At 71.8% G+C, this 25,029-nt stretch carries 26 protein-coding genes; 17 read left to right on the plus strand and 9 right to left on the minus strand.

Translation table 11 applies throughout. The features are described from left to right. Nucleotides 1-37: 37 nt before the first annotated feature. A complete protein-coding gene (locus VB738_RS04370; RefSeq protein ID WP_323304592.1) occupies nt 38-784 on the plus strand; it encodes a GUN4 domain-containing protein in 747 nt (248 codons plus the stop codon). 32 nt (nt 785-816) lie between these two features. Then, nucleotides 817-1,242: an ATP-binding protein gene (locus VB738_RS04375; RefSeq protein ID WP_323304593.1), complete on the plus strand. Its 426-nt coding sequence runs from the start codon at nt 817-819 to the stop codon at nt 1,240-1,242. Here VB738_RS04375 and VB738_RS04380 read toward each other — a convergent pair. Then, entirely contained in the window at nt 1,208-1,570 is a 363-nt protein-coding gene (locus VB738_RS04380) for a DUF6439 family protein (RefSeq protein WP_323304594.1), read from the minus strand. The two genes, VB738_RS04375 and VB738_RS04380, sit on opposite strands and share 35 nt — an antisense overlap. Before the next feature lie 38 nt (nt 1,571-1,608). On the opposite strand from VB738_RS04380, the gene VB738_RS04385 reads away from it, so the two are divergent. Continuing rightward, the gene (locus tag VB738_RS04385) at nt 1,609-1,878 is read left to right on the plus strand and encodes a hypothetical protein (RefSeq protein ID WP_323304595.1); all 270 of its coding nucleotides are present in this window, start codon (nt 1,609-1,611) and stop codon (nt 1,876-1,878) included. A 1-nt stretch (nt 1,879) separates the two neighbouring features. Here VB738_RS04385 and VB738_RS04390 read toward each other — a convergent pair whose 3' ends face one another. After that, on the minus strand, nt 1,880-3,190 hold the full coding sequence (locus VB738_RS04390; RefSeq protein WP_323304596.1) for a glutamine synthetase family protein: 1,311 nt from the start codon (nt 3,188-3,190) through the stop codon (nt 1,880-1,882). Nucleotides 3,191-3,353: 163 nt separating this feature from the next. Here VB738_RS04390 and VB738_RS04395 point away from each other — a divergent pair, with 163 nt between their 5' ends. Together VB738_RS04395 and VB738_RS04400 are read left to right on the plus strand one after the other, a co-directional pair. Then, the gene (locus VB738_RS04395; protein ID WP_323304597.1) at nt 3,354-3,872 is read left to right on the plus strand and encodes an allophycocyanin subunit beta; all 519 of its coding nucleotides are present in this window, start codon (nt 3,354-3,356) and stop codon (nt 3,870-3,872) included. A gap of 47 nt (nt 3,873-3,919) precedes the next feature. Continuing rightward, entirely contained in the window at nt 3,920-5,116 is a 1,197-nt protein-coding gene (locus VB738_RS04400) for an alanine--glyoxylate aminotransferase family protein (RefSeq protein ID WP_323304598.1), read from the plus strand. Between the two features lies 1 nt (nt 5,117). On the opposite strand, the gene VB738_RS04405 is transcribed toward VB738_RS04400, so the two are convergent. Continuing rightward, on the minus strand, nt 5,118-5,621 hold the full coding sequence (locus tag VB738_RS04405) for a nucleoside deaminase (RefSeq protein ID WP_323304599.1): 504 nt from the start codon (nt 5,619-5,621) through the stop codon (nt 5,118-5,120). 65 nt (nt 5,622-5,686) lie between these two features. Between VB738_RS04405 and VB738_RS04410 the strand changes: the two genes are divergently transcribed. Beyond that, a complete protein-coding gene (locus VB738_RS04410) occupies nt 5,687-7,120 on the plus strand; it encodes a pyridoxal phosphate-dependent decarboxylase family protein (protein WP_323304600.1) in 1,434 nt (477 codons plus the stop codon). A 116-nt stretch (nt 7,121-7,236) separates the two neighbouring features. Here the strand turns inward: VB738_RS04410 and VB738_RS04415 are convergent, their stop codons facing one another. Genes VB738_RS04415 through VB738_RS04430 form a run of 4 tightly spaced genes read right to left on the minus strand, consistent with a single transcriptional unit; the run spans nt 7,237 to nt 12,041 of the window. Next, nucleotides 7,237-8,832, minus strand: coding sequence for a GTP-binding protein (locus tag VB738_RS04415; RefSeq protein WP_323304601.1), 1,596 nt, complete (start codon nt 8,830-8,832; stop codon nt 7,237-7,239). Beyond that, nucleotides 8,829-11,015, minus strand: a complete 2,187-nt coding sequence (locus tag VB738_RS04420; protein ID WP_323304602.1) for a transglycosylase domain-containing protein — start codon at nt 11,013-11,015, stop codon at nt 8,829-8,831. Before VB738_RS04420 ends, VB738_RS04415 begins: the two co-directional genes overlap by 4 nt. Further along, a complete protein-coding gene (gene lspA / locus VB738_RS04425) occupies nt 10,996-11,475 on the minus strand; it encodes a signal peptidase II (protein ID WP_323304603.1) in 480 nt (159 codons plus the stop codon). The genes VB738_RS04420 and lspA overlap by 20 nt, the downstream gene beginning before the upstream one ends. Beyond that, on the minus strand, nt 11,472-12,041 hold the full coding sequence (locus VB738_RS04430) for a biotin transporter BioY (protein ID WP_323304604.1): 570 nt from the start codon (nt 12,039-12,041) through the stop codon (nt 11,472-11,474). The genes lspA and VB738_RS04430 overlap by 4 nt, the downstream gene beginning before the upstream one ends. A 121-nt stretch (nt 12,042-12,162) precedes the next feature. Here VB738_RS04430 and VB738_RS04435 point away from each other — a divergent pair, with 121 nt between their 5' ends. Next, nucleotides 12,163-12,447 (plus strand): DUF3148 domain-containing protein, encoded by a 285-nt coding sequence (locus VB738_RS04435; protein ID WP_323304605.1) that lies wholly within the window; start codon nt 12,163-12,165, stop codon nt 12,445-12,447. On the opposite strand, the gene VB738_RS04440 is transcribed toward VB738_RS04435, so the two are convergent. Continuing rightward, a complete protein-coding gene (locus VB738_RS04440) occupies nt 12,407-13,747 on the minus strand; it encodes a pitrilysin family protein (protein ID WP_323304606.1) in 1,341 nt (446 codons plus the stop codon). The two genes, VB738_RS04435 and VB738_RS04440, sit on opposite strands and share 41 nt — an antisense overlap. Beyond that, nucleotides 13,744-14,988 (minus strand): pitrilysin family protein, encoded by a 1,245-nt coding sequence (locus VB738_RS04445; RefSeq protein WP_323304607.1) that lies wholly within the window; start codon nt 14,986-14,988, stop codon nt 13,744-13,746. Before VB738_RS04445 ends, VB738_RS04440 begins: the two co-directional genes overlap by 4 nt. Before the next feature lie 72 nt (nt 14,989-15,060). On the opposite strand from VB738_RS04445, the gene VB738_RS04450 reads away from it, so the two are divergent. The 10 genes from VB738_RS04450 (at nt 15,061) to recG (ending at nt 25,029) form a co-directional block, all read left to right on the plus strand. After that, nucleotides 15,061-15,813, plus strand: coding sequence for a phycocyanobilin:ferredoxin oxidoreductase (locus tag VB738_RS04450; RefSeq protein WP_323304608.1), 753 nt, complete (start codon nt 15,061-15,063; stop codon nt 15,811-15,813). 11 nt (nt 15,814-15,824) lie between these two features. Continuing rightward, entirely contained in the window at nt 15,825-16,691 is an 867-nt protein-coding gene (locus VB738_RS04455) for an efflux RND transporter periplasmic adaptor subunit (protein WP_323304609.1), read from the plus strand. Then, complete coding sequence (devC, locus tag VB738_RS04460) at nt 16,688-17,854, plus strand: ABC transporter permease DevC (RefSeq protein WP_323304610.1); 1,167 nt, start codon at nt 16,688-16,690, stop codon at nt 17,852-17,854. Before VB738_RS04455 ends, devC begins: the two co-directional genes overlap by 4 nt. 35 nt (nt 17,855-17,889) lie before the next feature. Next, nucleotides 17,890-18,633, plus strand: a complete 744-nt coding sequence (locus tag VB738_RS04465; RefSeq protein ID WP_323304611.1) for a DevA family ABC transporter ATP-binding protein — start codon at nt 17,890-17,892, stop codon at nt 18,631-18,633. A gap of 42 nt (nt 18,634-18,675) precedes the next feature. After that, nucleotides 18,676-18,831 (plus strand): hypothetical protein, encoded by a 156-nt coding sequence (locus tag VB738_RS04470; RefSeq protein WP_011293689.1) that lies wholly within the window; start codon nt 18,676-18,678, stop codon nt 18,829-18,831. Nucleotides 18,832-18,922: 91 nt separating this feature from the next. Then, nucleotides 18,923-19,861, plus strand: a complete 939-nt coding sequence (locus VB738_RS04475; protein ID WP_323304612.1) for a glycosyltransferase family 2 protein — start codon at nt 18,923-18,925, stop codon at nt 19,859-19,861. A 108-nt stretch (nt 19,862-19,969) separates the two neighbouring features. Next, nucleotides 19,970-20,686, plus strand: coding sequence for a 30S ribosomal protein S2 (rpsB, locus tag VB738_RS04480; RefSeq protein WP_015108141.1), 717 nt, complete (start codon nt 19,970-19,972; stop codon nt 20,684-20,686). Nucleotides 20,687-20,724: 38 nt separating this feature from the next. Next, a complete protein-coding gene (gene tsf / locus VB738_RS04485; RefSeq protein WP_015108142.1) occupies nt 20,725-21,384 on the plus strand; it encodes a translation elongation factor Ts in 660 nt (219 codons plus the stop codon). Between the two features lie 10 nt (nt 21,385-21,394). Beyond that, nucleotides 21,395-22,507, plus strand: a complete 1,113-nt coding sequence (locus VB738_RS04490) for a hypothetical protein (protein ID WP_323304613.1) — start codon at nt 21,395-21,397, stop codon at nt 22,505-22,507. 14 nt (nt 22,508-22,521) lie between these two features. Then, nucleotides 22,522-25,029 carry an ATP-dependent DNA helicase RecG gene (gene recG / locus VB738_RS04495; protein ID WP_416233149.1) on the plus strand — a complete coding sequence of 836 codons (2,508 nt, stop codon included), beginning with the start codon at nt 22,522-22,524 and terminating at the stop codon, nt 25,027-25,029.

Here is a 25,029-nt window from a genome sequence, read left to right on the forward strand (position 1 = left end):
ACCCACCCTGCTGCCTTTCCGGCCGCTCGTCTCCCCCATGCTCTCCGGTCCTCCGGTTTCCAGCACCGTCGATGCCGATCAGCTGCTGGAGCGTTTCCTCACGGGCTCGGTCCGTCAGCGTCGCAGCCTGCTGGCCACCCTCGGCCAGGCCGGCACGGCCCTGCTGGATCTGATCCCGGACCGTCTCGACCACCTCGACGCCACCGGAGACGACTGGGCCGCCGGCCACCTGATCCAGCTGGTGCTGGCCTCCGGAGACACGGCCCGCCAGGAGGCCCTGCAGGCCCGCCATCCGCAGGGCTGGCTCGCCGTCACCAGCGTCGCCGGGCTCGACTACGCGCCGCTGCAACTGCACCTGATGCGGCAGGCGTTCGAGGAGGCCGACCGACTCACCAGCGAGCACCTGAGGCAGCTGGCCGGCGCGGGGGCCGTGCGCCGCGGCTACGTCTATTACAGCGAGGTGGCGACCATGCCCGTCACCGATCTCACCAGCCTCGACCGCCTCTGGACCTGCTACTCCCAGGGGCGCTTCGGCTTCTCGGCCCAGGCCCGGCTGCTGCTGGCCTGCCAAGGGCAGTGGGAGCGACTCTGGCCCCGGCTGGGCTGGAAGACCGACGGCACCTGGACCCGCTACCCCGGCGCCTTCCGGTGGTCGATCGACGCCCCCGAAGGCCACATGCCCCTGATCAACCAGCTCCGGGGCGTGCGCCTGATGGATGCCCTTCTGCAACATCCCGCCATCCAGGCGCGTCTGGAGGAGGCAGCGGCGGGGCGCCCGCGTTAGGTTCCGGTGAGGCGAATGGGAATTCCTGCTTCATGCAGCTCCGCTGGGCCGACTACATCACCCCCTCCACCCTGCAGCTGGCCCCGCTGGTGGAGTTGCTTCTCGAACCCATCGGCTGCGCCCTGCGCCAGGCGGAGCTGCAGCTCGGACTCCAGGAGGCCCTGGTCAATGCGGTGCGCCACGGCAACGGCTGCGATCCGGGCAAGTGCCTGAGGATCCGGCGGATTGTCACGCCGCGCTGGGTGGTCTGGCAGGTGCAGGACGAAGGCCCCGGACTTCCCGTCCATGCCCGCCACGCCTGCCTGCCCTGCCAGGAGGATGCTCCCTCCGGCCGGGGACTGTTCCTCATCCACCACTGTTTCGACGACGTGCGCTGGAGTGGTCGCGGCAACCGCCTGCAGCTGGCGGCCCGCCGGGCGGCGGTCAGCGCCCGTGCGCCGGACAGCCCGGATCGCTGATCTCGGCCTTGAGCCAGGCCTGGGCGTTCTCCAGCAGGGCGATGGCGCGCAGACGGCCGTCGGTGGACGCGGTGGCGCCGGGATCGTCGGCGGCGAGCAGCTGCACCAGCGCCGCCGCCACCTGTTCGGCGGCCCGCCGGGGCCGCTGACGCTTCAGGGCGTGCCACTCCCGATCGCCGATGCTGAGCTGGCGGTGCAGGCGCTCGGCCAGGGGCAGGGCGTCGGCGGGCCAGGAGCGGTTCGCCGGGACGGCGGCGGTGGCCGTTGCGGGCGATCCGGCTGGAGCGGCGGGGGCTTCCACTGGACGATCGAACCGAAGTGGATCCATCCTGTCGCTCCAGGCCACGCCCTGTCGATCGCGCCCCCATGAGACGTCCCCAGCGCCCACGCCGTCCCCCGTCCCCGGGAGTGCTCCACCACCTGGCGGCGGTGCTGAGCCTGGCCGGGCGCTCCGGAGCGGTGGCCACCAGCGGTGTCAGCCTGCGCCGCCGCCGCCAGCGGTTGGAGCTGGCCCAGCGGCTGCTGGACCCGCTCCCGGAGGCGCTTCTGCCACGGGGGCGCCACGGTGATCGCTTCTGGACGGCCCTGCGCTGGGGGGGGCTGGGGCTGCTGCTGGCCTGGCTGCTGCGGCCCTGACTCAGGCGTTGGCTTCGCCGACGAACTCGAGCGGATGGGGCCGCTGCTCCAGTGCCTGCAGCTCCCGGCGCTTCAGGGCGATCCAGTCCTCGAGCAGCCCCCGGCCGAAGACATCACCGGCCAGCAGGTAGTCCTGGTCGTCGGCCAGGGCCGTCAGGGCGGCGCCGAGGTCGGTGGGCAGGGCGGCAGGCTCGGCGCCCTGCCGATCAGCAGGGCCGGGAGTGGCCACCCCCGCGGCGTGCTCCCGATCGGCGGGGGGACCGGGATCGATCTGGTACCGCACCCCGTCGAGGCCAGCCAGGAGCATGGCGCTGAAGGCCAGGTAGGGATTGGCCAGCCCGTCGGCCTGGCGCAGCACCAGTCGGCGGCGGCCGGGGTCCCCGTCGGGCTCGGGAATGGCGACCACGGTGGCGGAGTCGTGGCGGGCATAGGCCAGCCGAGTCGGCGCCTGGGGCCCGCTTCCCAGCCGCCGGTAGCTGTTGGTGCCCGGGTTGGTGAAGGCGGCCAGCGACGGGCCGTGGCGCAGCAGCCCCCCCAGGTACCAGCGGGCGGTCTGGGACAGCTCGCCGTAGGTCCCTTCCCCAGCGAACAGGGGATGGCCGGTCCTCCACAGGCTCTGGTGCACCACCAGGCCCGCGCAGGTGGCGTCGAGGCTGGGCCGGGGCAGGAAGGTGGCGCTCCAGCCGTGGCGGCGGGCCACGTTCCGCACCACGTAGCGGCTCACCATCAGGGCGTCGGCGGCCCGCAGCGGATCGTCGCTCGCCAGCGTGAGGTGCTGCAGGGGACCTGCCGCAGGCTGGAGCGGCAGGCGGGCGCGGATCCCCAGGGCCGCCAGGGTCAGCCCCAGCTCGCTGTGGATCGCCTCCGGGATGGCGCTGCCGAGGGCGACCCGACAACCGCAGCCGAGGTCGTCGGCGTCGGAGGCGAGCTCCTGGAACAGGAAGAAGCCGGCTTCGATGCCGAAGCGGGCGGCATCGGCCAGTCCGCTGCCCGCCAGCAGGGTGAGGGCACGGGCCGCCAGGCTGCGCGGGCAGTGGCGCCGCGGCCGATCGCCGTCGGGCGGCCCCTCGACCGCGGCGATCAGGCTGAGGCTCCGGGGGGAGAGGAAGGGGTCGATCCAGGCGGTGGCCGGGTCGGGGTGGAACACCCGGCCGTCGAGGGTCACGCCGTGCTGGAAGGCCCCCTCCCCGAAGCGATGCGCCTCCAGGCCGATCGACAGCCAGCGCCCCTCCAGGTCCGTCACCTTGAGGTCGATGCGCTCGATGCCGTCGTCTCCGAGGCGGCGCAGGACGTCCTGGGCGGAGGTGACCATGGCGGGAGGCGGATGGGAAGGCTGCCGCCACGATGGTGCCCCCCCGATCGGCCGGTGGCCGCGTAACCGTTTCTGTCAGATTCCCCAGAACCAGCCGCAGGACAGGAATCTGGCGGATTGCGAGTGCTACCTTCCGCTTCAGGTGCGTCGATCCGTTTCGTCCATGCGAGATGCCATCACCGGTCTGATCGGTCGCTACGACCAGCTGGGCCGCTACTTCGATCGCTCGGCGATCGATCGGATCGATTCCTATTTCGCTCAGGCAGAGGTGCGGCTGGCCGCCGTCGAGCTGATCAACCGGGAAGCCGCCACCATCGTGCGGGAGGCGGCCCAGCGCCTCTGGCTGGAGGACCCTGAACTGCTGCTCCCCGGCGGCAACGCCTACACCACCCGGCGTCTGGCGGCCTGTCTGCGCGACATGGATTATTTCCTGCGCTATGCCAGCTACGCCCTGGTGGCCGACGACTTCACCATCCTCGACGAGCGTGTGCTCAACGGTCTCGACGACACCTACAAGAGCCTGGGGGTGCCCACCGGCCCCACCGTTCGCAGCATCGCCCTCCTCGGTGAGGTGATCGCCGAGATGCTGGCCGATGCCGGCATGGCCGACACCGCCCTCGTGCGGGCCCCCTTCGAGCACCTCTGCCGCGGCCTCTCCTCCAGCAACGTCCGGGCCCGCTGAGGCGACCGTTCCCTAATCTCAGTCCACTTCTGCCGCCTCACCAGGTCTTGCCTCCTCTCCCAGTGCCTCCCTCCGTCAACAGCGCCCACCGGCTTGCCCTGGACCCCATCGCCACCCCCGAGCGCCTGCTGCTGGGTCCAGGTCCCTCCAACGCCCACCCCACGGTGCTGCAGGCTCTGGCCAGGATGCCGATCGGCCACCTGGATCCCCTCTACATCGATTTGATGGGTGAGGTGCAGGAACTGCTCCGCTACGCCTGGCAGACCGACAACCGGCTCACCATCCCGATGAGCGGCACCGGCAGCGCCGCCATGGAGGCGACCCTGGCCAACACCATCGAACCGGGCGACAAGGTGCTGGTGGCGGTGATGGGCTACTTCGGCCAGCGCCTGGTCGACATGGCCGGTCGCTACCGGGCCGAGGTGGTCACGATCGAGCGGCCCTGGGGAGAGGCCTTCGACCTGGCCGAGATCGAGGCGGCCCTGATCGCCCACAAGCCCGCCATCCTGGCGATGGTGCACGCCGAGACCTCCACCGGCGTCTGCCAGCCGATGGAGGGCATCGGTGACCTCTGCCGCCAGCACGACTGCCTGCTGCTGCTGGATACGGTCACCTCCCTGGGGGCGGTGCCGCTGCACATCGACGCCTGGAAGGTGGATCTGGCCTACAGCTGCAGCCAGAAGGGCCTCAGCTGCCCCCCCGGACTGGGCCCTTTCACGATGGGGCCCCGGGCCGAGGCCAAGCTGGCCGCCCGCTCCGGCAAGGTGCCCAACTGGTACCTCGATGTCTCCCTGCTCAACAAGTACTGGGGCAGCGACCGGGTGTACCACCACACCGCCCCGGTGAACATGAATTTCGGCATGCGGGAAGCCCTGCGGCTTCTGGCCGAAGAGGGGCTGGAGGCCGCCTGGGCCCGCCACCGCGGCAATGCTGAGCGCCTCTGGGCCGGCCTGGAGCGGCTGGGCCTCGAGTTGCACGTCAGCGAGCCCCTGCGGCTGGCCACCCTCACCACCGTCCGGATCCCCGAGGGGGTCGACGGCAAGGCCTTCAGCCGCCACCTGCTCGACCGCTTCGGCATCGAGGTGGGTGGCGGGCTCGGCGATCTGGCCGGCAAGGTGTGGCGCATCGGCCTGATGGGTTACAACAGCACCCCAGAGAACGTCGACCGCCTGCTCGCCATCGTCGAGAGCGAGCTGCCCGCCTTCCGGCCGTCGCCGGCGGCGGTTGCGGCCGGGGTCGCCTGAGTCAGGCCGGGCCCTGCCCCGCAGCCCGTAGCGCCTGCCGGGCTTGGCGCCGCTGCCGGAACCAGTCTTCCAGCTGTGCCCCGGCCCGCTCCCCCAGCACGCCCCCCCGCACCACCATGTGGTGGTGGGCGCTGGGGTGCCGCGACAGATCCAGGCTGCCGCCGAGGCCGCCCCGCTTGGGATCGGCCGCCCCGTAGATCACCGTGCCCACCCGCGCCTGGATCAGGGCGCCGGCACACATCGGACAGGGCTCGAGGGTCACCAGCAGGGTGCAGCCATTGAAGCGCCAGTCGCCCCGGGTTGCCGCCGCCCGGCGCAGGGCCAGCAACTCGGCGTGTCCCAGGGGGTCCGCCCGCCGGTGGCGCCGGTTGCTGCCCCAGCCCACACAGCGGCCGGCCTCATCCAGCAGGGCCGCCGCCACCGGGATCTCCCCCCCGGCCCCGGCCGCGTCGGCCAGGCGCAGGAGCCGGTCCATCCACAGCAGGCTGGCGGCATCATTCAACATGGACCTCTTCTAGCCATGCCTCCGGCGGGGCAAACGGCAGAATGCCGAAGCCCCCACCGTCGCCGTTGGCCAGTGTCCCCCCCGCCCAGCGGCCAGCGCCGCCCCCCAGGGAGTGCGGCTCCTTTGTGGATCCGTTCCAGGTGGACCCCGCGCTCGAGGCTTTCCTGCAGCAGGCGTCGACCCTGCTGTGCCGCTGGCTTGGCCAGGCCGGCCACGGAACCCCCCTTCCCGGACTGAGCGTGCTGCCGGTGGTGGAGCCGGAGGCCGAAGGCCTGGCCAGCGACCGGCTGCTGGCCGATCTGCAGCTGGTGATGGAGGGGGCCTACAACCCCAACCATCCCGGGGCCCTGGCCCACCTCGACCCGCCGCCCCTGTCGGCCTCGATCGTGGCTGACCTGATCTGCGCCGGACTGAACAACAACCTGCTGGCCGAAGAGCTCTCCCCCAGCCTGAGCCGCCTGGAGCGGGCCCTGTGCGCCTGGATGGCGGGACGTTTCGGCCTGCCTGAGGGCGCCGGCGGTGTGGCCGCCAGCGGCGGCAGCCTCAGCAATCTCATGGCCCTGGTCACCGCTCGCCACCATCGCGGGCTGGCGACCCGAGGCGATGCTGTCGTGCTCTGCAGCGAGGAAGCCCACGTCTCGCTGATCAAGGCCGTTGCCGTGATGGGCCTGCCGGCCGAGGCTCTCGTGCGGCTGCCGGTGAACGCTGCCGGCGGCCTGGAGCCCCTGGCGCTCGAGGAGCGCTTGGCCCGGCTCGACCGGGCCGGCATCCCCGTGATCGCTGTGGTGGCCACGTCCGGTACGACCGTGCGGGGCGCCCTCGATCCCCTGGAGCCCATCGCCGCCCTCTGCCGGCGCTACGGCCACTGGCTGCACGTCGATGGGGCGATCGGGGCGATCTTCGCCTTCAGCGAGCGACTCCGGCCCCTGCTGGGCGGCCTGGGGCTGGCCGATTCGATCACGGTCAACCCCCAGAAGCTGCTCGGCATCACCAAGACCTCCTCCCTGCTGCTGCTGGCCGACCCCCGCCACCTGCAGCGGGCCTTCGGCACCGGTCTGCCCTACATGGAGCCCAGCTGGGGCGGCGGCCACCAGGGGGAGGCGGGCCTGCAGGGCACCCGGCCGGGGGAGATCCTCAAGCTCTGGCTGGGGCTGCGCCAGCTGGGGCTTGATGGCATGGCCGCCCTGGTTGAGGCGGCGGTTCGGCGCCGCAGCGAGCTGGAGCGGCGGCTGCGGGCCGTCGGCGGCCTGAGCCTCTGCAGCGGGCCCCTGCACCTGCTCGCCTTCCGGCCGGAGGGCTGCGACGCGTCCGTTGCCGAACGCTGGAGTGCGGCCACCCGGGCGGCCCTGCTGGGCGAGCAGCTGATGCTCTCGCGGCCCGTCTACCGGGGGTTCCACCATCTCAAGGCGGTACTCGGCAACCCCCACACCGGCAGCGAGCACCTGGAGCGGCTGGCCCTGGTGGTCCAGCGGAGCCTGGCGGAGGCTTCCGATGGCTGAACCGAAGCCGGATCCGGTGCGGCCGCCGCTCCCCGCCACTGACCGCCGCGGCCGCTGGGTGGCGATCCTGACCGGCGCCCTTTCGATCCTGATCGGGGTGGCCTATCTGGTGCTGATCACCGTCCTGGATTCCCGCGGTCCTCTGCAGCCCCCGCCCCCCGAGGCCCTGGGCGTGGCGGCAGCCGCCGCGCCTGCCGCTGCTGCAGCGGTTCCACCACCCGGCTCAGGGCCGTCTCCAGGAAGCGACGCAGCATCCCCTCCCGCTGGTTGAGGTCGTATTCGCGCTGCAGCACCTCCTGCAGCCCGCCATCCCCCCAGTCCTGGTTCTGGCGGAAGTAGGTGATGAAGCTGCGGCCCGCCACCCGTGTGAGCCAGGCGGCGCTGACCGCCTGCACCGCCCGGCTGACCACCAGCGCGGGAAGGTTGAGACTCAGGGCCGAGGTGATCAGACCGACTCCCCCCTTGACCAGGCCGAGGCCCGCCAGGGTGCGGCCCACCGACAGGGCCAGATCCTGGGCGCTCTCGCGGCTGAGGCTGACGCCGTAGACACGGCCGATCTCCACCACCATCTGGGCGTTGACCGCGGCGGTGGCCAGCAGGTCGATCCCCGGCAGCGGCGTCACCATCACCACCCCGGCGCCGATCCACATGTACCGGTCGACGATCGTGCCGGCATCGCTGCGGCGCTGGCGGTCGAGCAGATCCTGGCTGGCCTGGCTGAGGCGCCGGCACTGCAGCAGCAGGTTGTCGGCGATCAGTTCCTCGCCGTCGGCATGGAGGACAGCGGCGATGCGGCGCAGCAGGGCCTCCACCTCCGGCTCCGGCTGCAGCGGCCGGCCGCCGGGCATGGGCACGCTCTGGGGGGCGGCGCTGGCGGGGATCACATCCTCGGGACCGAGGCGGGCGGCGCAGCGCTGCCGCAGCAGCCCCAGCAGGCGCCGCTCCTCCTCCTCGCCGCGCAGGTCGCATTTGTTGAGCACCACCAGCAGCCGCTTACCCAGCCCCGCCAGGGCCTCGAACACCTCCAGCTCACTGGCCCGCAGGTCCCCGTCCAGCACCAGCAGCAGCAGGTCGGCCCGGGCGGCCAGCTCCCGGGCCAGGCGCTCCCGCTCCCGCCCCTGGCGGCCTGCTTCGAGAATGCCAGGGGTGTCCTCGAGGATCACGGCCCGACTCAGATCCCGCAGCCGCAGCCGGTAGCGGCTGGCGGCGGTGGTCGAGCCCATCGGCGCCCCCACCTCCCCCACCAGTTCCTGCAGCAGGGCGCGGATCAGGGAGGTCTTGCCGGTCGAGCCGGTGCCGAACACGACGATCACCAGGTCGCCCCGCTCCAGCTCCGCCTCCATCCGCTGCCGTTCCTGGCGCAGGGCCTCCCGCTCGACCGCGTCGCGCACCTGAGCCAGGGTGCGGTCGATGGCACCCAGGTTCCGCTGGGCCGCCTCCCGGCGGCTGGAGGGGACTGCCGCCGGGGCGGCCTTGCCGGGCCCCTTCGCTGCGCCCTGCCGCAGGCGGCGCAGCCAGGGCCAGCCCACCTGGGCCAGGGCCACCACCAGGGCCGCCAGCAGGATCAGCATCAACGGCCCCACCATCCAGTAGGGCAGCCAGGTGCTCAGGGTCCACTGCAGCTGCTGGATTGCCTGCAGCACCATGCCCAGCACCACCAGCACCAGCACCCCCAGAAAGACCCAGATCCAGAGCCGCGGCGGCAGCTTCACGGGCCCGGCGGTGCGGACCGCACGATCTCGCCGAACAGGGAGGCCGCCAGGGCGCTGCTGGCGGCGCTGGGGCTGTTGTCATCGTTGCCCAGCCAGATGCCGATCACCCACTGGCGTTTGGGGGCATAGCCCACGAACAGCAGGTCCCGGCCCTCGTTGGTGGTGCCGGTCTTGCCCCAGCTGCCGGCGCCCACGTAGGCGGCGCTGCCGGTGCCGCCGCTGACCACCGCCTCCAGCAGGGTCCGCATCGCCTTGGCGGTGGCGGGGCTCATCACCCGTCGCCCCGGGCTGGCGACGGCCCTGGCGCTGCCGGCGGTGGCCCGGCAATCGGCCCCCGCCGGTACTGCCCCCGCCTGGGAGGCGGCGCAGGCCTCGGCATCGGTGAGCCGCCGGATCGTGGTCGGGGCCCGCCAGAGCCCATCGGCGGCGACGGTGGCGTAGGCCGCCGTGAGCTCCAGCAGGGTGACCTCGCTCTGGCCCAGGGCCAGGCCCGGCACCGGGGCCAGGGGGCTGGTGAAGCCCAGGTCCCGGCCCTTGCTCACGACGGCGTCGAGGCCGTCCTTGCGGGCCAGCCGCAGGGCGGCGGTGTTGCTGCTGATCGCCATGGCCTGGCGCAGGCTGAGGCTGCCGCCGCAGCCGCTGCTGAAGTGCTGGCCGCCCCAGTCCAGCGGCCCGCAGGCGACCCGGTCCCCGGGCCGGGCGCCCCGCTCCAGGGCGACCACGTAGGGCACCAGCTTGAAGGTGCTGCCGGGCTGGCGCAGGGCCATCGAGGCCCGGTTGAACTGGCTCTGCAGGTAGTCCCGGCCGCCGGCGATGGCGCGGATCCCGCCGCTGCGGCTGTCGAGCACCACCACCGCCCCCTGGCTCACCCCCAGGGAGCGGCTGGCGTCGATGCGCTGGCGCAGCAGCAGCTCGACCCGCTCCTGCAGCAGCGGATCGAGGTGGGTGTCGATCAGGAAGTTGCCCTCGGCGGCCACCCCTTTGCCCACCTGGTTCTCCAGGTCGCGGCGCACCTGGTCGGTGTAAAAGGGCGCCCCGCGCTGCTGGGCGGAGCGGCAGGCCTCCGTGGCCAGCCGGATCGGCTGGCGCCGGGCCCGTCGGGCCTGGTCGGCGGAGATGCGGTTGGTGGCGGCCATCTTGTCGAGCACCTGGTTGCGGGAGGCGAGGGCCGCCGCGGGATCGACGCAGGGGTCGTAGCCGTTCGGGGAAGGGAGCAGGCCCACCAGCAGGGCGGCCTCCTCGAGCTTCAGCGCCGAAGCCGGACGGTTGAAGAAGCGCCGGGAGGCGTCCTCGAACCCCCAGACGGCTCCGAGATAGACCCGGTTCAGGTAGCTGAGCAGCAGCTCCTCCTTGCTGAAGCGGGCCTCCAGCTGCAGGGCCACCAGCAGCTCCCGCCACTTGCGTCCCAGGGTCTCCCCCTGCCCCACCTGCTCCGGGTAGAGGCTGCGGGCGATCTGCTGGGTGAGGGTGCTGCCGCCTTCCAGCACCCGGCCCCCCAGCAGGTTGGTGACCAGGGCCCGGGCGGTACCGATCGGGTCCACGCCCGGATGCCACCAGAAGCGGTTGTCCTCGCTGGCCAGCAGGGCATCGATCAGCACCGGCGGATAGGCCCCGAGCTCGGGAAGCTCCCGGCGCTTGCGATCGGCCACGGAGGCCACCGGTCGATCGTTGCGGTCGTAGAGGAGCAGGGGTCCCCGCACCGTCGCCAGGCTGCCGCGGGTGGGCACCTGCAGCAGGGACAGGGCCAGCAGCAGGCTGCCGCCGCCGGCCACGGCCGCCGCCACCCGGGCCCCCCAGTGCCCCAGCCGGTCGAGGCGGGTGCTGCCGTCACTCTCGAACAGAAGCGTGGGCAGATCCGCCTGATCGGCGGGTCCGAAGCGCACCCGGTCTCCCGGGCGCAGCACCAGTTCCCGCACCCGCCGGCCGTGCCACCACAGCCCGTTGGTGGAGCCGGCGTCGCTCAGCAGCCAGTGCCCGTCGTGGTTCTCCAGCAGGGCATGGTGACGGCTGACCGCCGTGTGGTCGATGACGATGGCGTTGTCGGCGGCGCGGCCGATCCGGTAGAGGCTGCCGTGCAGGGGCTGCTCCAGTTCCGGCAGGCCGGGCCGCAGCACCGTGAGCCGGGGGCCCGGGGTGCGGGGCCGCAGCCGCTGCTCCAGCCCTTCAAGGATGGCGGTCGGCATGGGGTCGCAGCAGGTCGATGAGGAAGCACGCCACGGCCAGGTTGATGGCGACGTCAGCGAGGTTGAAGATCGGGAAATGGATCGGGACGAACTCCAGGAAGTCCACCACGGCCCCGTGGCGCCAGCGGTCGATGCCGTTGCCGACGGCGCCCCCGAGCAGCAGTCCCAGGGCCAGCACGTTCCAGAGGCCGGCGGGAGGACGCCACAGGATCCAGAACACCAGGCCGAGGCTCACCAGGGCGCTCACCAGGCCCAGCTGGTTCGGCGCCCCGGCGAAGAGACTGAAGGCCGCCCCGGTGTTGCTGACGCGCTGCAGCTGCAGCAGGCCGGACAGCAGCGGCTGGACGCTGCCGCTGGCCAGGTGCTCGACGGCCCAGCGCTTGCTGAGCTGATCCAGCCCGACAGCGAGGGCCGCCAGCAGCAGGGGGACCAGTCGTTGGCGCAGGGATCGGGTCGTCACGAGGGCACCAGCAGCAGGCGGCGCAGCAGCCAGGCCAGGACACCGGCGGCGCAGCAGAGCAGCAGCTGGGGCAGCAGGGCCAGGCTGTAGCCCACCACCAGCGTCAGGGTGTCTCCGCCCCAACGACCGGCCAGACTGCCCAGGAGCAGGTTGGCGAGGCCGCAGAGATGCAGCACCACCAGGCCGATGGCGGCGGCGCCGGCGAGGGTCAGGGGATCGTCCATGCCTGGCTGTCGCGCCAGCTTGCCGGTGATCCAGGCGGACGGCAGGAAGCCCGCCAGGTAGCCGAAGCCCGGATCGAGCAGGTAGCCGACGCCGCCCCCTTCGTGGAACACCGGCAGCTGGAAAAGACCGACACTGAGATAGGCCACGGCCGCAAGGGTGGCACTGCGGGGGCCGCAGACCAGGGCCGTCAGCAGCAGGGCCGGCACCTGGAGGGTGATGCCGAGGGGTCGCACGGCCCAGCCCGCCGCCTCATGGACCGGAAAGGCCGCCGGTACCAGACCGCCGACAAGGATCAGGAGAAGGCCGGCGATCGCTCCGCTCCAGGTGGCAAGGGCCCGCAATGAACCGTCCGTGGCTGGCGCCCATCCTGCTGCAGCTAGGTTCGGCTGAGAAGGGCCCCCCCAGCCCGCCCGCCGGGCACCCGTACCGCCGGACCCCCCGTACCGCCGGATCCCTGTATCGATGCCGGATTCAACCCCCACCGACCCGCCCGCCGCGGAGGAGACGCCGCCGACGGTTCCGCCGGTGGAGATCCATCTGGGGGATGCGGTGCGGCTGCGTCAGCCGCTCCGCTACCTCAAGACCGCCGACCCGATGCCGATGCTGCGCCCGCCGGACCTGGTGGATCCCGGCGAAGTGGGGCGCGTGGTGGAGATCCGGGCTCTGGACCTGCGGGCCATCCGCTTCCGCCGCGGCACCTTCCTGATCAACGCGACGGATCTGGAACCCGCCCCGACCGACGGCTGAGGTCGTGGTTCTGCCAGGCCTGGTGCGCCTGCTCCAGCGCCGGGGCCGGACCCACCAGGCTCAGGGACGGGGAGGCGAGCCAGCGGCGGGCGGCCGCGCGCAGGTCCTCGGCGCCCAGGCCAGGGGCCCGCTCCAGCACCCGTCGCACATGGTCGGCGGGCAGGCCCTGGCTGAGCACCAGGGCCAGGCGCTCGGCGATCTGGGAGCAGGTCTGGCGTCCCATGGCGTCCTGTCCCTGGAACTTGGCCAGGGCCAGCAGCCTTGAACCTTCGTCCAGCGACTCCTCCAGGAGCCGTTGCCACTCGTCCAGCAGGCAGGTGGTGGCTTCGGCCACCCGCTCGGCCGAGGTGGACAGGTGCATCACGAACGGCGCGCCGCCGGCATGGGCCGGCAGGTGCACCCCGACGTCGTAGGCCAGACCACGCTCCTCCCGCATCGTGATGAACAGGCGGCTGGACATGCCGAGGCCCAGATGGGCCTGCAGCAGCCGCAGGGCCAGGGCGTCCGGGTGGGCCAGGGGAACGGTGGCGGCCCCCAGCATCAGCACCACCTGTTCGGTGTCCTGCACCTGCTGGCCCAGGTGCCCCGTGCCCAGGGGCGGACCGTCGAAGGGCCGGGTCACCGGGGAGTGGGTGCTCCAGGGGGCCGCCGTCAGCTCCCGCTCCAGCGCCTCCCCCAGGGCGGCGGGGGCGTCGCCGCAGAGCACCAGGACGGCGCCATCGTCGCCGAGCCGATCCACAAGGGGGTGGAGGTCGTCCGGCCCGAGGCCGGCCAGTTCCGCTTCGATGCCGAGGGGGTCATGGCCGTAGGGCCCGTCGCCGTAGAGCAGCCGGCGCAGCTGGTCATGGGCCAGCTGGAAGGGGTCCTCCTTCTGGCGCTGCAGCAGCTGCAGGTTGAGCTGGCGCTCGATCGCCACCTGCTCGGCCTCGAGCCGGGGCCGCCGGGCCATCGCCAGCAGCAGGGGCACCAGGGTGGTGGCGTCGGCGGCGGCGCACTTCAGGGCCAGCACCAGGCCATCCTCGTGGGCCTCCACCCGCAGGGCCGCACCGGCCCCCTCGACGCAGTCGGCGAGGGCCTCGGCATCGAGATCGGCGCAGCCGCGCGTCATGCTGCCGGCCAGCAGCTGGTGGGCACCGCGGGCCCCGGCGGGGTCGCGGCCGCTGCCGCCTGGGATGGCGAGGCGGGCCGCCAGGATCGCCGGGCCGGGCCGGTGCAGGATCCGCAGCGGCAGGCCGCCCTCCAGGATGCGGCTGTCCTCACTGCCGGGCGGGCGGCTGGCGGGTGGGGGGGCGATGCTCATGCCGGCACCGCCTCGAGCACGCAGGCCCGGGCCGGATCCAGCAGGGGCAGCAACTGCTCCTGGAGCCGCACCGGCGACCAGCGCTCCAGCAGCTCCAGGGGATGGCCCAGGGGTTGGGGCCGGCCCCAGAGGCGGCTGCTGCCGATCAGGGAGGCCACGCCGCCGGGGGATTCCAGGGAAAAGCGGTAGCCGTTGGCGACGAGGCGCCGGGCCCGCCCCCATTCCTGTTCCCCCAAGGCCTCCTGGCGGAGCTCCTGCCACACCTGGTCGATGGCCTGCCGCACCTCGCCCAGCTCCTCGGGATCGCAGACGGCCTCCAGCAGGGCGATGCTGCCGCCCTCCATGGCATGCAGGTCCAGGTCGATGCTTTCGACGATCTGGAGCTGCTCCCGCAGCCGTTCCACCAAACGGCTGCGGCGACCTTCCGCCAGCACGGTGGTGCCCAGGTCGGCCCCGACCATCGCCTCCACATCGGCGGCGGGCGGGAGCCACCACAGCATCAGCAGCCGGGCGGCCTCGAGCCGCGGCACCGCCAGCCGGTGCTCCCCCGGGGTGACGCGCAGGTCCGCCGGGACCATCGACGCGCCGCTCGCCGCCAGGGACGCGAGGGGGCCGCTGGCGGCCCGCTGCATCAGGGTGCCGTCGCCGACCGCACCAGCCAGGGACAGGACGCAGCGACCGGCGGCGTACTGGCGGTGGTGGAAGGCCGCCATGGCGGCCGGGTCATGGTCGAGCAGGGCCTGGCGCCGGCCCAGGATCGGCAGACCGTAGGGGTGGTCGGGACAGGCCAGGGACAGCAGCCGCTGCAGGGCCACCTCCTCGGGCTGGTCCTCGCTCTGGGCCAGTTCCTCCAGCACCACCTGCCGCTCCATGGCGAAGCTGTCGGGGTCGAGCCGGGGCCGGAGCACCAGGTCCATCAGCAGATCGAGGGCCTCGGCGGCCCCCTCCGGGGGCATCAGAGCGTGGAAGTGGACATCATCGAAGCCGGTGGCGGCATTGCTGCTGCCCCCCAGGGCCTCGATGCGGCGATCGAACTCCCCGGCCGCCAGCCCGTCGCTGCCCTTGAACACCATGTGCTCAAGAAAATGGGCCAGGCCGCTCTCCGCGGGCCCCTCGAAGGCGCTGCCGGCCCGGCACCAGAAATCCAGGCAGACCAGGGGGGCGTCCTCCAGGTCGAGCTGCACCAGTTCGACCCCGTTGGCGAGGGTGTGACTGACGGGGGCGGCCAGACCGGGCAGCAAGGACCCGCAACAACCCAGGGAATCGCTCACGGATGCATGGCAGGATCCGCATTCTGCTGTGACGACGTGTCCATGGGTGAGGTGGCTCCGGCTGTCGACGGTGGCATCCATCCCCTGGTGGATGGCCTGGCGGAGCGGATCCGGCTCTGTCGCAACGCTCTGCCGGATCTGGCCAGCCTGGCGATCGACCCTGAACTGGAGGCGATCAGCGGCAGCCTGGATGGGGATGCCCTGTTCATCCGCAACGAGGTGCACCGCTGCCGGGGGATGCGCAAGCTGCACCTGGAGACGGCGCGCCTTGGCGCTGGGCTGCAGATTCTCCACTGCGTCTTCTTCCCCGATCCCCGCCACGACCTGCCGGTGTTCGGTGCCGACATCGTCGCCGGCAAGGCCGGGGTGAGCGCCGCCATCGTCGATCTCTCGCCGGTGGGGGAGAGCCTGCCGGAGGCGATCGCGGACGCCCTGGCCGGCCGGGAGCGGCTCCCCTTCGCCCAGGTGCGGGATCTGCCCCCCTGGGGCTCGATCTTCTCTCCCCACGTTCTCTTCGTGCGGCCGGAGTCGGAGGCGGAGGAGCAGGGGTTCGTCGAGGAGGTGGCGACCTTCCTCGGCGTGCTGGCTGCAGCAGCGGCGGCGAGCCCTTCCCAAGCCCATGACGATCCGGCTACGGTTGCGCGATGGCAAGGGCAGTTGAGGTATTGCAAGCAACAGAAGCAAAACGACAAGACCCGGAGGGTGCTGGAGAAGGCGTTCAACCCCCAGTGGGCGGACCGTTACATCGAGGACCTGCTCTTCGACGACCCACCGGTCCCTGGCGCAACGGGCTGATCGCCGCCGGCGTGGCGGGCCTGGTGGTAGGTGGTGTTGTTCTGTATCAGCGCCTGCAGCCCACCAGGCCCCCGGCCGCCGCCGTGGCCCGGCCGCCGGCTCCTGTGGAGGCCGTGGCGGCCCTGGGCCAGCTGGAGCCCGATGGTGACGTCCGCATCCTGGCGGCACCGATCACCGGCATCGGTGGCAGCCCCCGCATCACCGAGCTGCTGGTGGCCGAGGGCGACCGGGTGCGGGCCGGCCAGCTGCTGGCCCGCTTCGACAACCAGCCGCTGCAGCGGGCGGAACTGGAGCTGATCCGCACCCGGATCGCCAACCTCAGCCGCCGGCTCACGATCCAGACCCGCGACCTTGCGCGTTACCGCAAGCTGGCCAGCGACGGGGCTTTTTCCGCTGCCGATCTCGATGGGCTCGAGCAGCGCACCCTGGAGCTCCAGGGCCAGCTGCAGGAGGCCCGGGCGTCGCTGGTCAAGGCCAGCACCGACCTGGTCAACACCGAACTGCGGGCGCCGATCGACGGCACGGTGCTGCGCATCCAGGCCCGCGTCGGCGAGCGGCCCGGCGACAAGGGCATCCTCGAGCTGGGGGCCAGCGATCGCATGGAGGCCTCGATCGAGGTCTACGAGAGCGACATCGACCGGGTCCGGGTCGGCCAGGCCGTCACCCTGACCAGTGAAAACGGTGGCTTCGATGGCACCCTCCAGGGCACCGTGAGGCGCATCAGTCCCCAGGTCCGCCAGCGGGAGGTGCTTTCCACCGATCCCACCGGTGATGCCGATGCGCGCGTCGTCGAGGTGCGGGTGCGGCTCGATCCTGAAGACGGGGCGAAGGTCGCCGCCCTCAGCGGCCTCAAGGTCATCGCCCGCATGCAGCCATGAGCCTCTGGCAGGGACGCCGCATCCCGCTGGCCTGGCTGCTGCTCACCCGTCAGCCGATGCGCCTGGCGGTGGCCCTGGCCGGGATCACCTTCGCCGGGATCCTGATGTTCATGCAGCTGGGCTTCCGCGACGCCCTGTTCGACTCCAGCGTCACGGTGCACAAGCTGTTCGACACCGATCTGGTGCTGCTCAGCCCCCGCAGCAAGAGCTCGATCAGCATGACCGGCTTCCCCGAGCGACGGCTGGTGCAGGCCAAGGCCGATCCGGATGTGACCGGCATCACACCGGTGCACTGGAACCTGCTGCTGTGGCGCAACCCCCAGACCAAGGGCACCCGCTCGATCCTGGCCCTGGGCTTCGAGCCGGGGGATCCCCTGTTCCTCGATCCGGCCGTCACCGCCCTGGCGCCCCGCCTCACCCAGAAGGGGCGTGTGCTTTTCGACGACTTGTCCCGCGATGAGTTCGGGCCGGTGGCCAAGTGGTTCCGGGAGGGTCGCGTCGTGGAGAGCGAGGTGGCCGGCAAGCGCCTGCGGGTGGCGGGCCTGTTCAGTTCAGGCCCCTCCTTCGGTGCCGACGGCAACCTCCTCACCAGCCGGGAAACCCTGCTGAGCCTGGTGCCGAACAACCCGCCCGGCAGCATCGAGCTGGGCCTGATCCGCCTGCGTCCCGGCGCTGACCCCGCCCAGGTGGTGGAGCGGTTGCGCCGCCTGTTGCCCGAGGACGTGACCGTGCTCACCAAGCAGGGCTTCCTGGATCTGGAGATGGACTATTGGCGGACCAGCACCGCCATCGGCTTCATCTTCACCCTGGGCGCCGCCATGGGTTTCGTGGTGGGCTGCGTGATCGTCTACCAGATCCTTTATTCCGACGTCAGCGACCACCTGCCGGAGTACGCCACCCTGATGGCCATGGGCTACAGCCTGCTCACCCTGCTGGGGGTGGTGGCGCGCGAGGGGCTGCTTCTGGCGATCTTCGGCTATGTGCCCGCCTACCTGGCCGGCCAGGTGCTCTACGGCGTCATCCATGCCGCCACCAAGCTGCCGGTGGCCATGGCCGGTGACCGGGCCACGACCGTTTTCCTGATGATCCTGGTGATGTGCATGGGGTCGGCGGCGATGGCGATGCGCAAGCTGGGCGACGCCGACCCGGCCGACATTTTCTGAGCCGACCCTGATTCTGAGCCACAGATCCTGAGCCGATGACCACCCTCCTGCCTGGTTCCGCCCCACCCGCCGTTCCCACCACGGCGGGCTCCGCCACCGTCGCGGTGCGGGGACTCAGCCATTGGTACGGCACCGGCACGATGCGGCGCCAGGTGCTCCAGGGCATCGATCTGGAGATCCACCCCGGCGAAGTGGTGCTGCTCACGGGCCCCTCGGGCTGCGGCAAGACCACCCTGCTCACCCTGGTGGGGGCCCTGCGCCAGGTGATGGAGGGCTCGGTGCGGGTGCTGGGCTGCGAGCTGAACGGCTCCAGCCGCCATGAGCGCCAGCTGCTGCGCCGCAGCGTCGGCATGATCTTCCAGGGGCACAACCTGCTGCGCTGCCTCACCGCCGAGCAGAACGTCCAGATGGGGGCCGACCTGTTGCCGGATCTCGGCTACCGCGCCCGCCGCGACCTCTCGCGGGAATGGCTGCGGGCCGTGGGCCTTTCCGACCACCTCGGCAAGCTCCCCCACGACCTCTCCGGTGGCCAGAAGCAGCGGGTGGCCATCGCCCGTGCCCTGGCCGCCCACCCGCGACTGCTGCTGGCCGACGAACCCACGGCCGCCCTCGACAGCCGCACCGGCCGGGAGGTGGTGGAATTGCTCCAGCGCCTGGCCCGGGACGAGGGCTGCGCCGTGCTGATGGTCACCCACGACCCCCGCATCCTCGACGTGGCCGACCGCCTGGTGCGGATGGAGGATGGCCGGCTGTGGGCCGAGGATGCCGTGGTCGGGTGAGTAGGGTGGAACCTCACAGTCTTTTCAAGGCTCCCATCCCCTATGTCGAAACGCAGAAATCTCAAGAAGGAAAAGCAGGAGCGCAACCGGGCCTACGCCCGCAAGTTCAAGAAGCGCAAGCTGCGGAACGACGGCCGCGGTGAAGGGGCCGGCAACGGCGTGACCGGCACGGCCAACAACGGCGGCGCCGCCGACTGACCGGCGCGGTCCGGCCACGGCACCGGGGGGATTCGCTGCGGATCCCCCCTTTTTCATGGCCCCTCCAGCGTGGTCTCTCCACCATCACCCGATGTTCATCAGCGTCGTCATCCCCACCTACAACCGGCTGCCGATCCTGCGCCAGTGCCTGCAGGCCCTGGAGCGCCAGGAGACCGGCGGCCCCCTGCAGGCCTATGAGGTGGTGCTGGTGGATGACGGCTCCACCGACGACACGGTGCGCTGGCTGGATGCCCATGCCACCGCCTTCCCCCATCTGCGCCTGATCCTCCAGGACCACGGCGGTCCGGCCGAAGGGCGCAACCGGGGGGTGGAAGAGGCCCGCGGCGATGTGATCGTCTTCATTGACAGCGACCTGGTGGTGACGGAGCGGTTTCTGCTGCACCACGCCACGGCCCTGGCGCGGGCCTGGGACGAGAGTGGCGATCGGCTCTGCTTCACCTACGGCGCCGTGATCAACACCCACAATTTCGAGGCACCCACGGCGGAGCCCCACAAGCTGCGCGATCTCTCCTGGGCCTACTTCGCCACCGGCAACGTGGCGATCGACCGCCGGGTGCTGGAGCAGTCGGGCCTGTTCGACACCGGCTTCCGCCTCTATGGCTGGGAGGACCTCGAACTCGGGGAACGGCTGCGCCGCATGGGCGTGCGGCTGGTGCGCTGCCCCGAAGCCGCGGGCTACCACTGGCATCCGCCCCTGAGCCTGGAGCAGATCCCGGACCTGGTGCGGGTGGAGCGGGAACGGGCCCGGATGGGCCTGGTCTTCTACCGCAAGCACCCCACCTGGCGGGTGCGTTTCATCATCCAGTACACCTGGCTGCACCTGGCGCTCTGGGAGCTGCTCACCCTGGGCGGGCTGATCAATGAGCGCAGCCTGCGGCCGCTGCTGCGCTGGCTGATCCGCCGTGGCCAGGCGGGGCTGGCGATGGAGCTGCTGCGGCTGCCCCTCAACCGCTTCGGGGTCCGGGCCCTCCACGCCGAAGCCCGCCAGCAGGGCCATTTGGTAGGTTGACCCGGTAACCCAACACCGCACACCTGCACGTTTCGGGTGATCCGCTGCCCACCCTGTGGCACGGCATCCCTGGCAGGTGGAGGCCAACCCGAAACCCCCCCAAACCCAATGGCTGTCGTCACTCTCTCCGAGATGATGGAGGCTGGTGCCCACTTCGGACACCAGACCCGTCGCTGGAATCCCAAGATGTCGCGCTACATCTACTGCGCGCGCAACGGAGTCCACATCATCGATCTCGTGCAGACCGCCGTCTGCATGAACAACGCCTACAAGTGGACCCGCAGTGCCGCCCGCAGCGGCAAGCGCTTCCTGTTCGTCGGCACCAAGAAACAGGCCTCCGAGGTCATCGCCCAGGAAGCCGCCCGCTGCGGCGCCTCCTATGTGAACCAGCGCTGGCTGGGCGGCATGCTCACCAACTGGAGCACGATGCGCGCCCGCATCGACCGGCTCAAGGACCTGGAGCGGATGGAGTCCTCCGGCGCCATCGCCATGCGGCCCAAGAAGGAAGCCGCCGTGCTGCGCCGTGAACTCGACCGCCTGCAGAAGTACCTCGGCGGCCTCAAGAACATGCGCCGCCTGCCCGATGTGGTGGTGCTGGTGGACCAGCGCCGCGAGACCAATGCCGTGCTCGAGTGTCGCAAGCTCGATATCCCCCTGGTGTCGATGCTTGACACCAACTGCGATCCCGATCTCTGCGACGTTCCCATCCCCTGCAACGACGACGCCGTGCGTTCCGTCCAGCTGGTGCTGGGTCGGCTGGCGGATGCCATCAATGAGGGCCGCCATGGAGCCCAGGATCAACGCGGCGGCGACGACGACGCCTGAGCCGTTCTCTCCCTCCCGACCTCCCCCACTCCCACCCCATGGCTGAGATCACAGCGAAGCTCGTCAAGGACCTGCGCGACAAGACCGGCGCCGGCATGATGGACTGCAAGAAGGCCCTCACCGAGTCCGGTGGGGATGCCACCAAGGCGGCCGAATGGCTACGCCAGAAGGGCATCGCCACCGCCGAGAAGAAGGCCGGCCGCACGGCGGCCGAAGGGGCCGTCGGCAGCTACATCCACACCGGTGCCCGCGTCGGCGTGCTGGTGGAGGTGAATTGCGAGACCGATTTCGTGGCCCGCGGTGAGCTGTTCCAGGAGCTGGTGCGCAACGTGGCGATGCAGATCGCCGCCTGCCCCAACGTGGAATACGTCAGCACCGATGACATCCCCCCCGAAGTGGCGGAGCGGGAGAAGGCCATCGAGATGGGTCGCGATGACCTCGCCGGCAAGAAGGAGGAGATGAAGGTCAAGATCGTGGCGGGGCGCATCGGCAAGCGCCTCAAGGAACTGGCCCTGATGGACCAGCCCTTCATCCGCGACAACACCCTGACCGTCGGTGAGATGGTCAAGTCGGCCGCCGGCAAGACCGGCGAAAACATCCGCGTGCGCCGCTTCACCCGCTACACCCTCGGTGAGGGGATTGAGGTGGAGCAGTCCGATTTCGCCGCCGAAGTGGCGGCGATGGGCAAGGCGGCCTGAGCCGGAGCCGTTGAGCGACCCGTCCGATTCGATCGATCTGCCGGGTCAGCTCCAGGCCCTGACCCGGCGGCTGGGCCAGTCGAACCCGGAGCTCTACCGCCACGTTGCCCTGTATCTCCAGGTGCTGCGCCAGGCCCTGCCCCAGCAGGTCCGCCAGGCCTGCTTCCATCTCGCCACCCAGGTTCACCCCCAGCGCTACACCGACCTCCCCGTCGAGCGCAGGAGGCTGCTGCACGGCCAGATCCAGGAGCTGGTGGGTCGCTGCTGCAGTCTGCTCACGGTGGAGCAGCTGGTGATCCTGGCGGCCCAGATCGCCCGGGAGCGCCAGCGTCGCCACCGTCACGAACGGGAGCAGCTGCTGGAGGAACTCACCTGGGAGGGGGAGAACGGGGGTGGGGAGCCGGAACCCCTGCCGCCGGGGTCGGTGCAGATCGCCTTCGCCCCACCGCTCGCCGGCGGATCGTTCCTCTGGGGGGCACTGGGCCGTGGGGAGGCACCGCAGCCGGACCCCGACGAAGGCCTGCAGGATGAGCCGGATGACGTGCACCCGGAGGACCGCCAGGACGACCGGGACGACGACCAGAACGACGAGCAGAACAACGGCCTCGGCGACGATCCCGATCAGCAGCCCGGGGATGGCTCCGAGGAGGATTCCCTCTGGCAGGCGGGGCGGCTTCCCGACGATCCCGAGCGGGTGCTGCGCTGGATGGACGGCATGGAGCTGGCCCTGGCCCGCCGCCTGCGCAACCTCTCCCACGCCATCAATGTGGAGCTCCTGCGCGGTGGCGTGAGCCGCAGCCTGCTGCCGGTGAGCCTGCTCGATGCCGTGCTGGCCGGCCAGCTGGAAACCATGGCCGCTCCCGCCAACCTGATGCGGTTGCCCCTGCCCTTCCCTGGGGCGCGCGCCCCCCAGGCCCAGACGCTGGCGGTGCTGCTGCGCCCCACCGATCTGGAACTGGAGGAACCCCGCCTGCGCACCTGCCGGCGGCGGCTGCAGCAGCATCGGCAGGAGGTTCGCAGAATGGCCCAGCAGTTCCGTCGCCTGCACCGGCGGCTACGGATCCATCAGGCCGAACAGCTTTGGCTGCAGGACATCCGCCCCCCATCAACTCCGAACGACTGAACGGCCCCCCCTCCGTGGAAGGGTCGGCCGCGTCCGCGTCCGAAGCCCTGGAGCAGGCCCTGGAGCGCTGGTGCACCCCTCTGCAGTTGGCCTGCCGCCTCGAGGCCGAAGCGGGCTTCGGGGATCTCCAGGGACGGCGCGACCGCTTCAGCGGCTTCATCGACACCTCCCTGGCGGCACCACCGGACGGGCTCGAGCCCCCCGAGCAGCAGCAGCTGGCCGCCCTTGCCCGGGACTTCGGCGGCTATGGCGCCCTGGCGCTGGCAGGTCGCCAGTCGCTGGTGCGGCGCCTGCGGCAGGCGCTGCATGAGCTGCGCCGACGCCGGCAGGAGGTCCGGCCCGTGGGACCCCCGCACCTGCGGCTGGGGCCGCCCGATGCTGCGGTGCTGCCACCCGCTGGCGTTCCCCGGGGGCTTGATCCCCAGACGCCCCTGGGGGAGGTGGCGGGGATCGGCCCGAAGACCGCCACCCGCCTGGCGGCCCTGGGTCTGCTGGTGGTGCGTGATCTGGTCCACCACTACCCCCGCGATTACCTCGACTACGCCCATCTGGTGCGCATCGCGGCCCTGGAGCCGGGGCGGACTGCGACCATCGTGGCGACCGTGCGCCGCTGCCACGCCTTCGGCAGCCCCCGCAACCCCAACCTGGCGATCCTGGAGCTGCAGGTGCAGGATGTCACCGGCCGGCTGCGGGTGACGCGCTTCTTTGCCGGCCGCCGCTTCAGCAGCCCGGGCTGGCTGAAGGCCCAGCAGCGGCTCTACCCGGTCGGGGCCACGGTGGCGGTGAGCGGCCTGGTCAAGGACAGCCCCTACGGCCCCTGTTTCGCCGATCCCCTGCTGGAGGTGCTGGAGGCCCCCGGCGCGCCGGTGCGGTCGGAGCGGATCGGCCGCTTCGTGCCCGTCTACGCCCTGACCGAGGGACTCAGCGGCGAGACCCTGGCCCGGGCCATCGCCGCCGTGCTGCCGGCGGCGAGCCGCTGGCCCGATCCCCTGCCGGAGCCCCTGCGCCTGGAGCTGGGCCTGCCGCGTCGCGGCGAGGCGCTGCTGGGGCTCCATCGCCCCGCCGACCGCGAGGAGCTGCAGCGCTGCCGCCGGCGCCTGGTGTTCGATGAGTTCCTGCTGCTGCAGCTGGCCCTGGGCCAGCGGCGGGAGCGCCTGCGTCGCTCTCCGGCACCGCCCCTGCTCCTCCCCAGCGACGGCGAGGACCTGGTGAGCCGCTTCCTCGACCTGCTGCCCTTTCCCCTCACCGGCGCCCAGAACCGCGTGCTGGCGGAGATCCGCGCCGACATGGAGCGCCCCCAGCCCATGGCCCGGCTGGTCCAGGGGGACGTGGGCAGCGGCAAGACGGTGGTGGCCCTGGCGGCCCTGCTGGGGGCCATCGCCGCCGGTTGCCAGGGGGCCCTGATGGCGCCCACCGAGGTGCTGGCGGCCCAGCACTTCCACAAGCTGGCCGGCTGGCTGCCCCAGCTCGACGTCAGCATCGAGCTGCTCACCGGCTCCACCCCCGCCCGCCGGCGCCGCCAGGTGCTGCAGGACCTGGCCAACGGCCAGGTGAAGCTGCTGGTGGGCACCCATGCCCTGCTCGAGGATCCGGTGCAGTTCGACCGCCTCGGCCTGGTGGTGGTCGACGAGCAGCACCGCTTCGGCGTCCGGCAGCGCAACCGGCTGCTGGCCAAGGGGCTCCAACCCCACCTGCTGACGATGACCGCCACCCCCATCCCCCGCACCCTGGCCCTCTCGATTCACGGCGACCTGGACCTCAGCCAGATCGATGAACTGCCGCCGGGCCGCACGCCGATCCGCACCCGGCTGCTGCGGGGATCCGAGCGCGCCGGTGCCTGGGAGCTGGTGCGCCAGGAGGTGACCAAGGGGCAACGCGCCTACGTGGTGCTGCCCCTGGTGGAGGAATCGGAGAAGCTCGACCTGCGCTCGGCGGTGGAGGTGCACCGCCACCTTGATGAGGAGGTGTTCCCCGAGCTCACGGTGGGGCTGCTGCACGGGCGGATGACCGGCGAGGAGAAGCAGCGGGCCATCAGCGCCTTCCAGGAGGGGCGCTCCCAGGTGCTGGTCTCCACCACGGTGGTGGAGGTGGGGGTGGACGTGCCGGAGGCGAGCGTGATGGTGATCGAACATGCCGAGCGCTTCGGCCTGGCCCAGCTGCACCAGCTGCGCGGCCGGGTGGGCCGGGGGGCCGCCGCCTCCCATTGCCTGCTGCTGCATGAGGGCGACAACGCCATGGCCCGCCAGCGGCTCGAGCTGCTGGCCCGCAGCGGCGACGGCTTCGAGATCGCCGAGATGGACCTGCGGCTGCGGGGCCCCGGCCAGGTGCTCGGCACCCGCCAGTCAGGCCTGCCGGACCTGGCCCTGGCCAGCCTCAGCGACGACGGCGCCGTGCTGGAGGAGGCGCGGCTGGCGGCGCGGCGGATCCTGGCGGAGGATCCCGAGCTGGCCCGCCACCCGCACCTGCGCGAGGCCCTCGAGGCCCAGCGGCGCCGCTCGGTGGAGGCGGCCCAGTTGAATTGA

It is taken from the genome of Cyanobium gracile UHCC 0139 (assembly GCF_034931325.1).
GTDB classification, from domain to species: Bacteria; Cyanobacteriota; Cyanobacteriia; order PCC-6307; family Cyanobiaceae; genus Cyanobium; species Cyanobium gracile_B.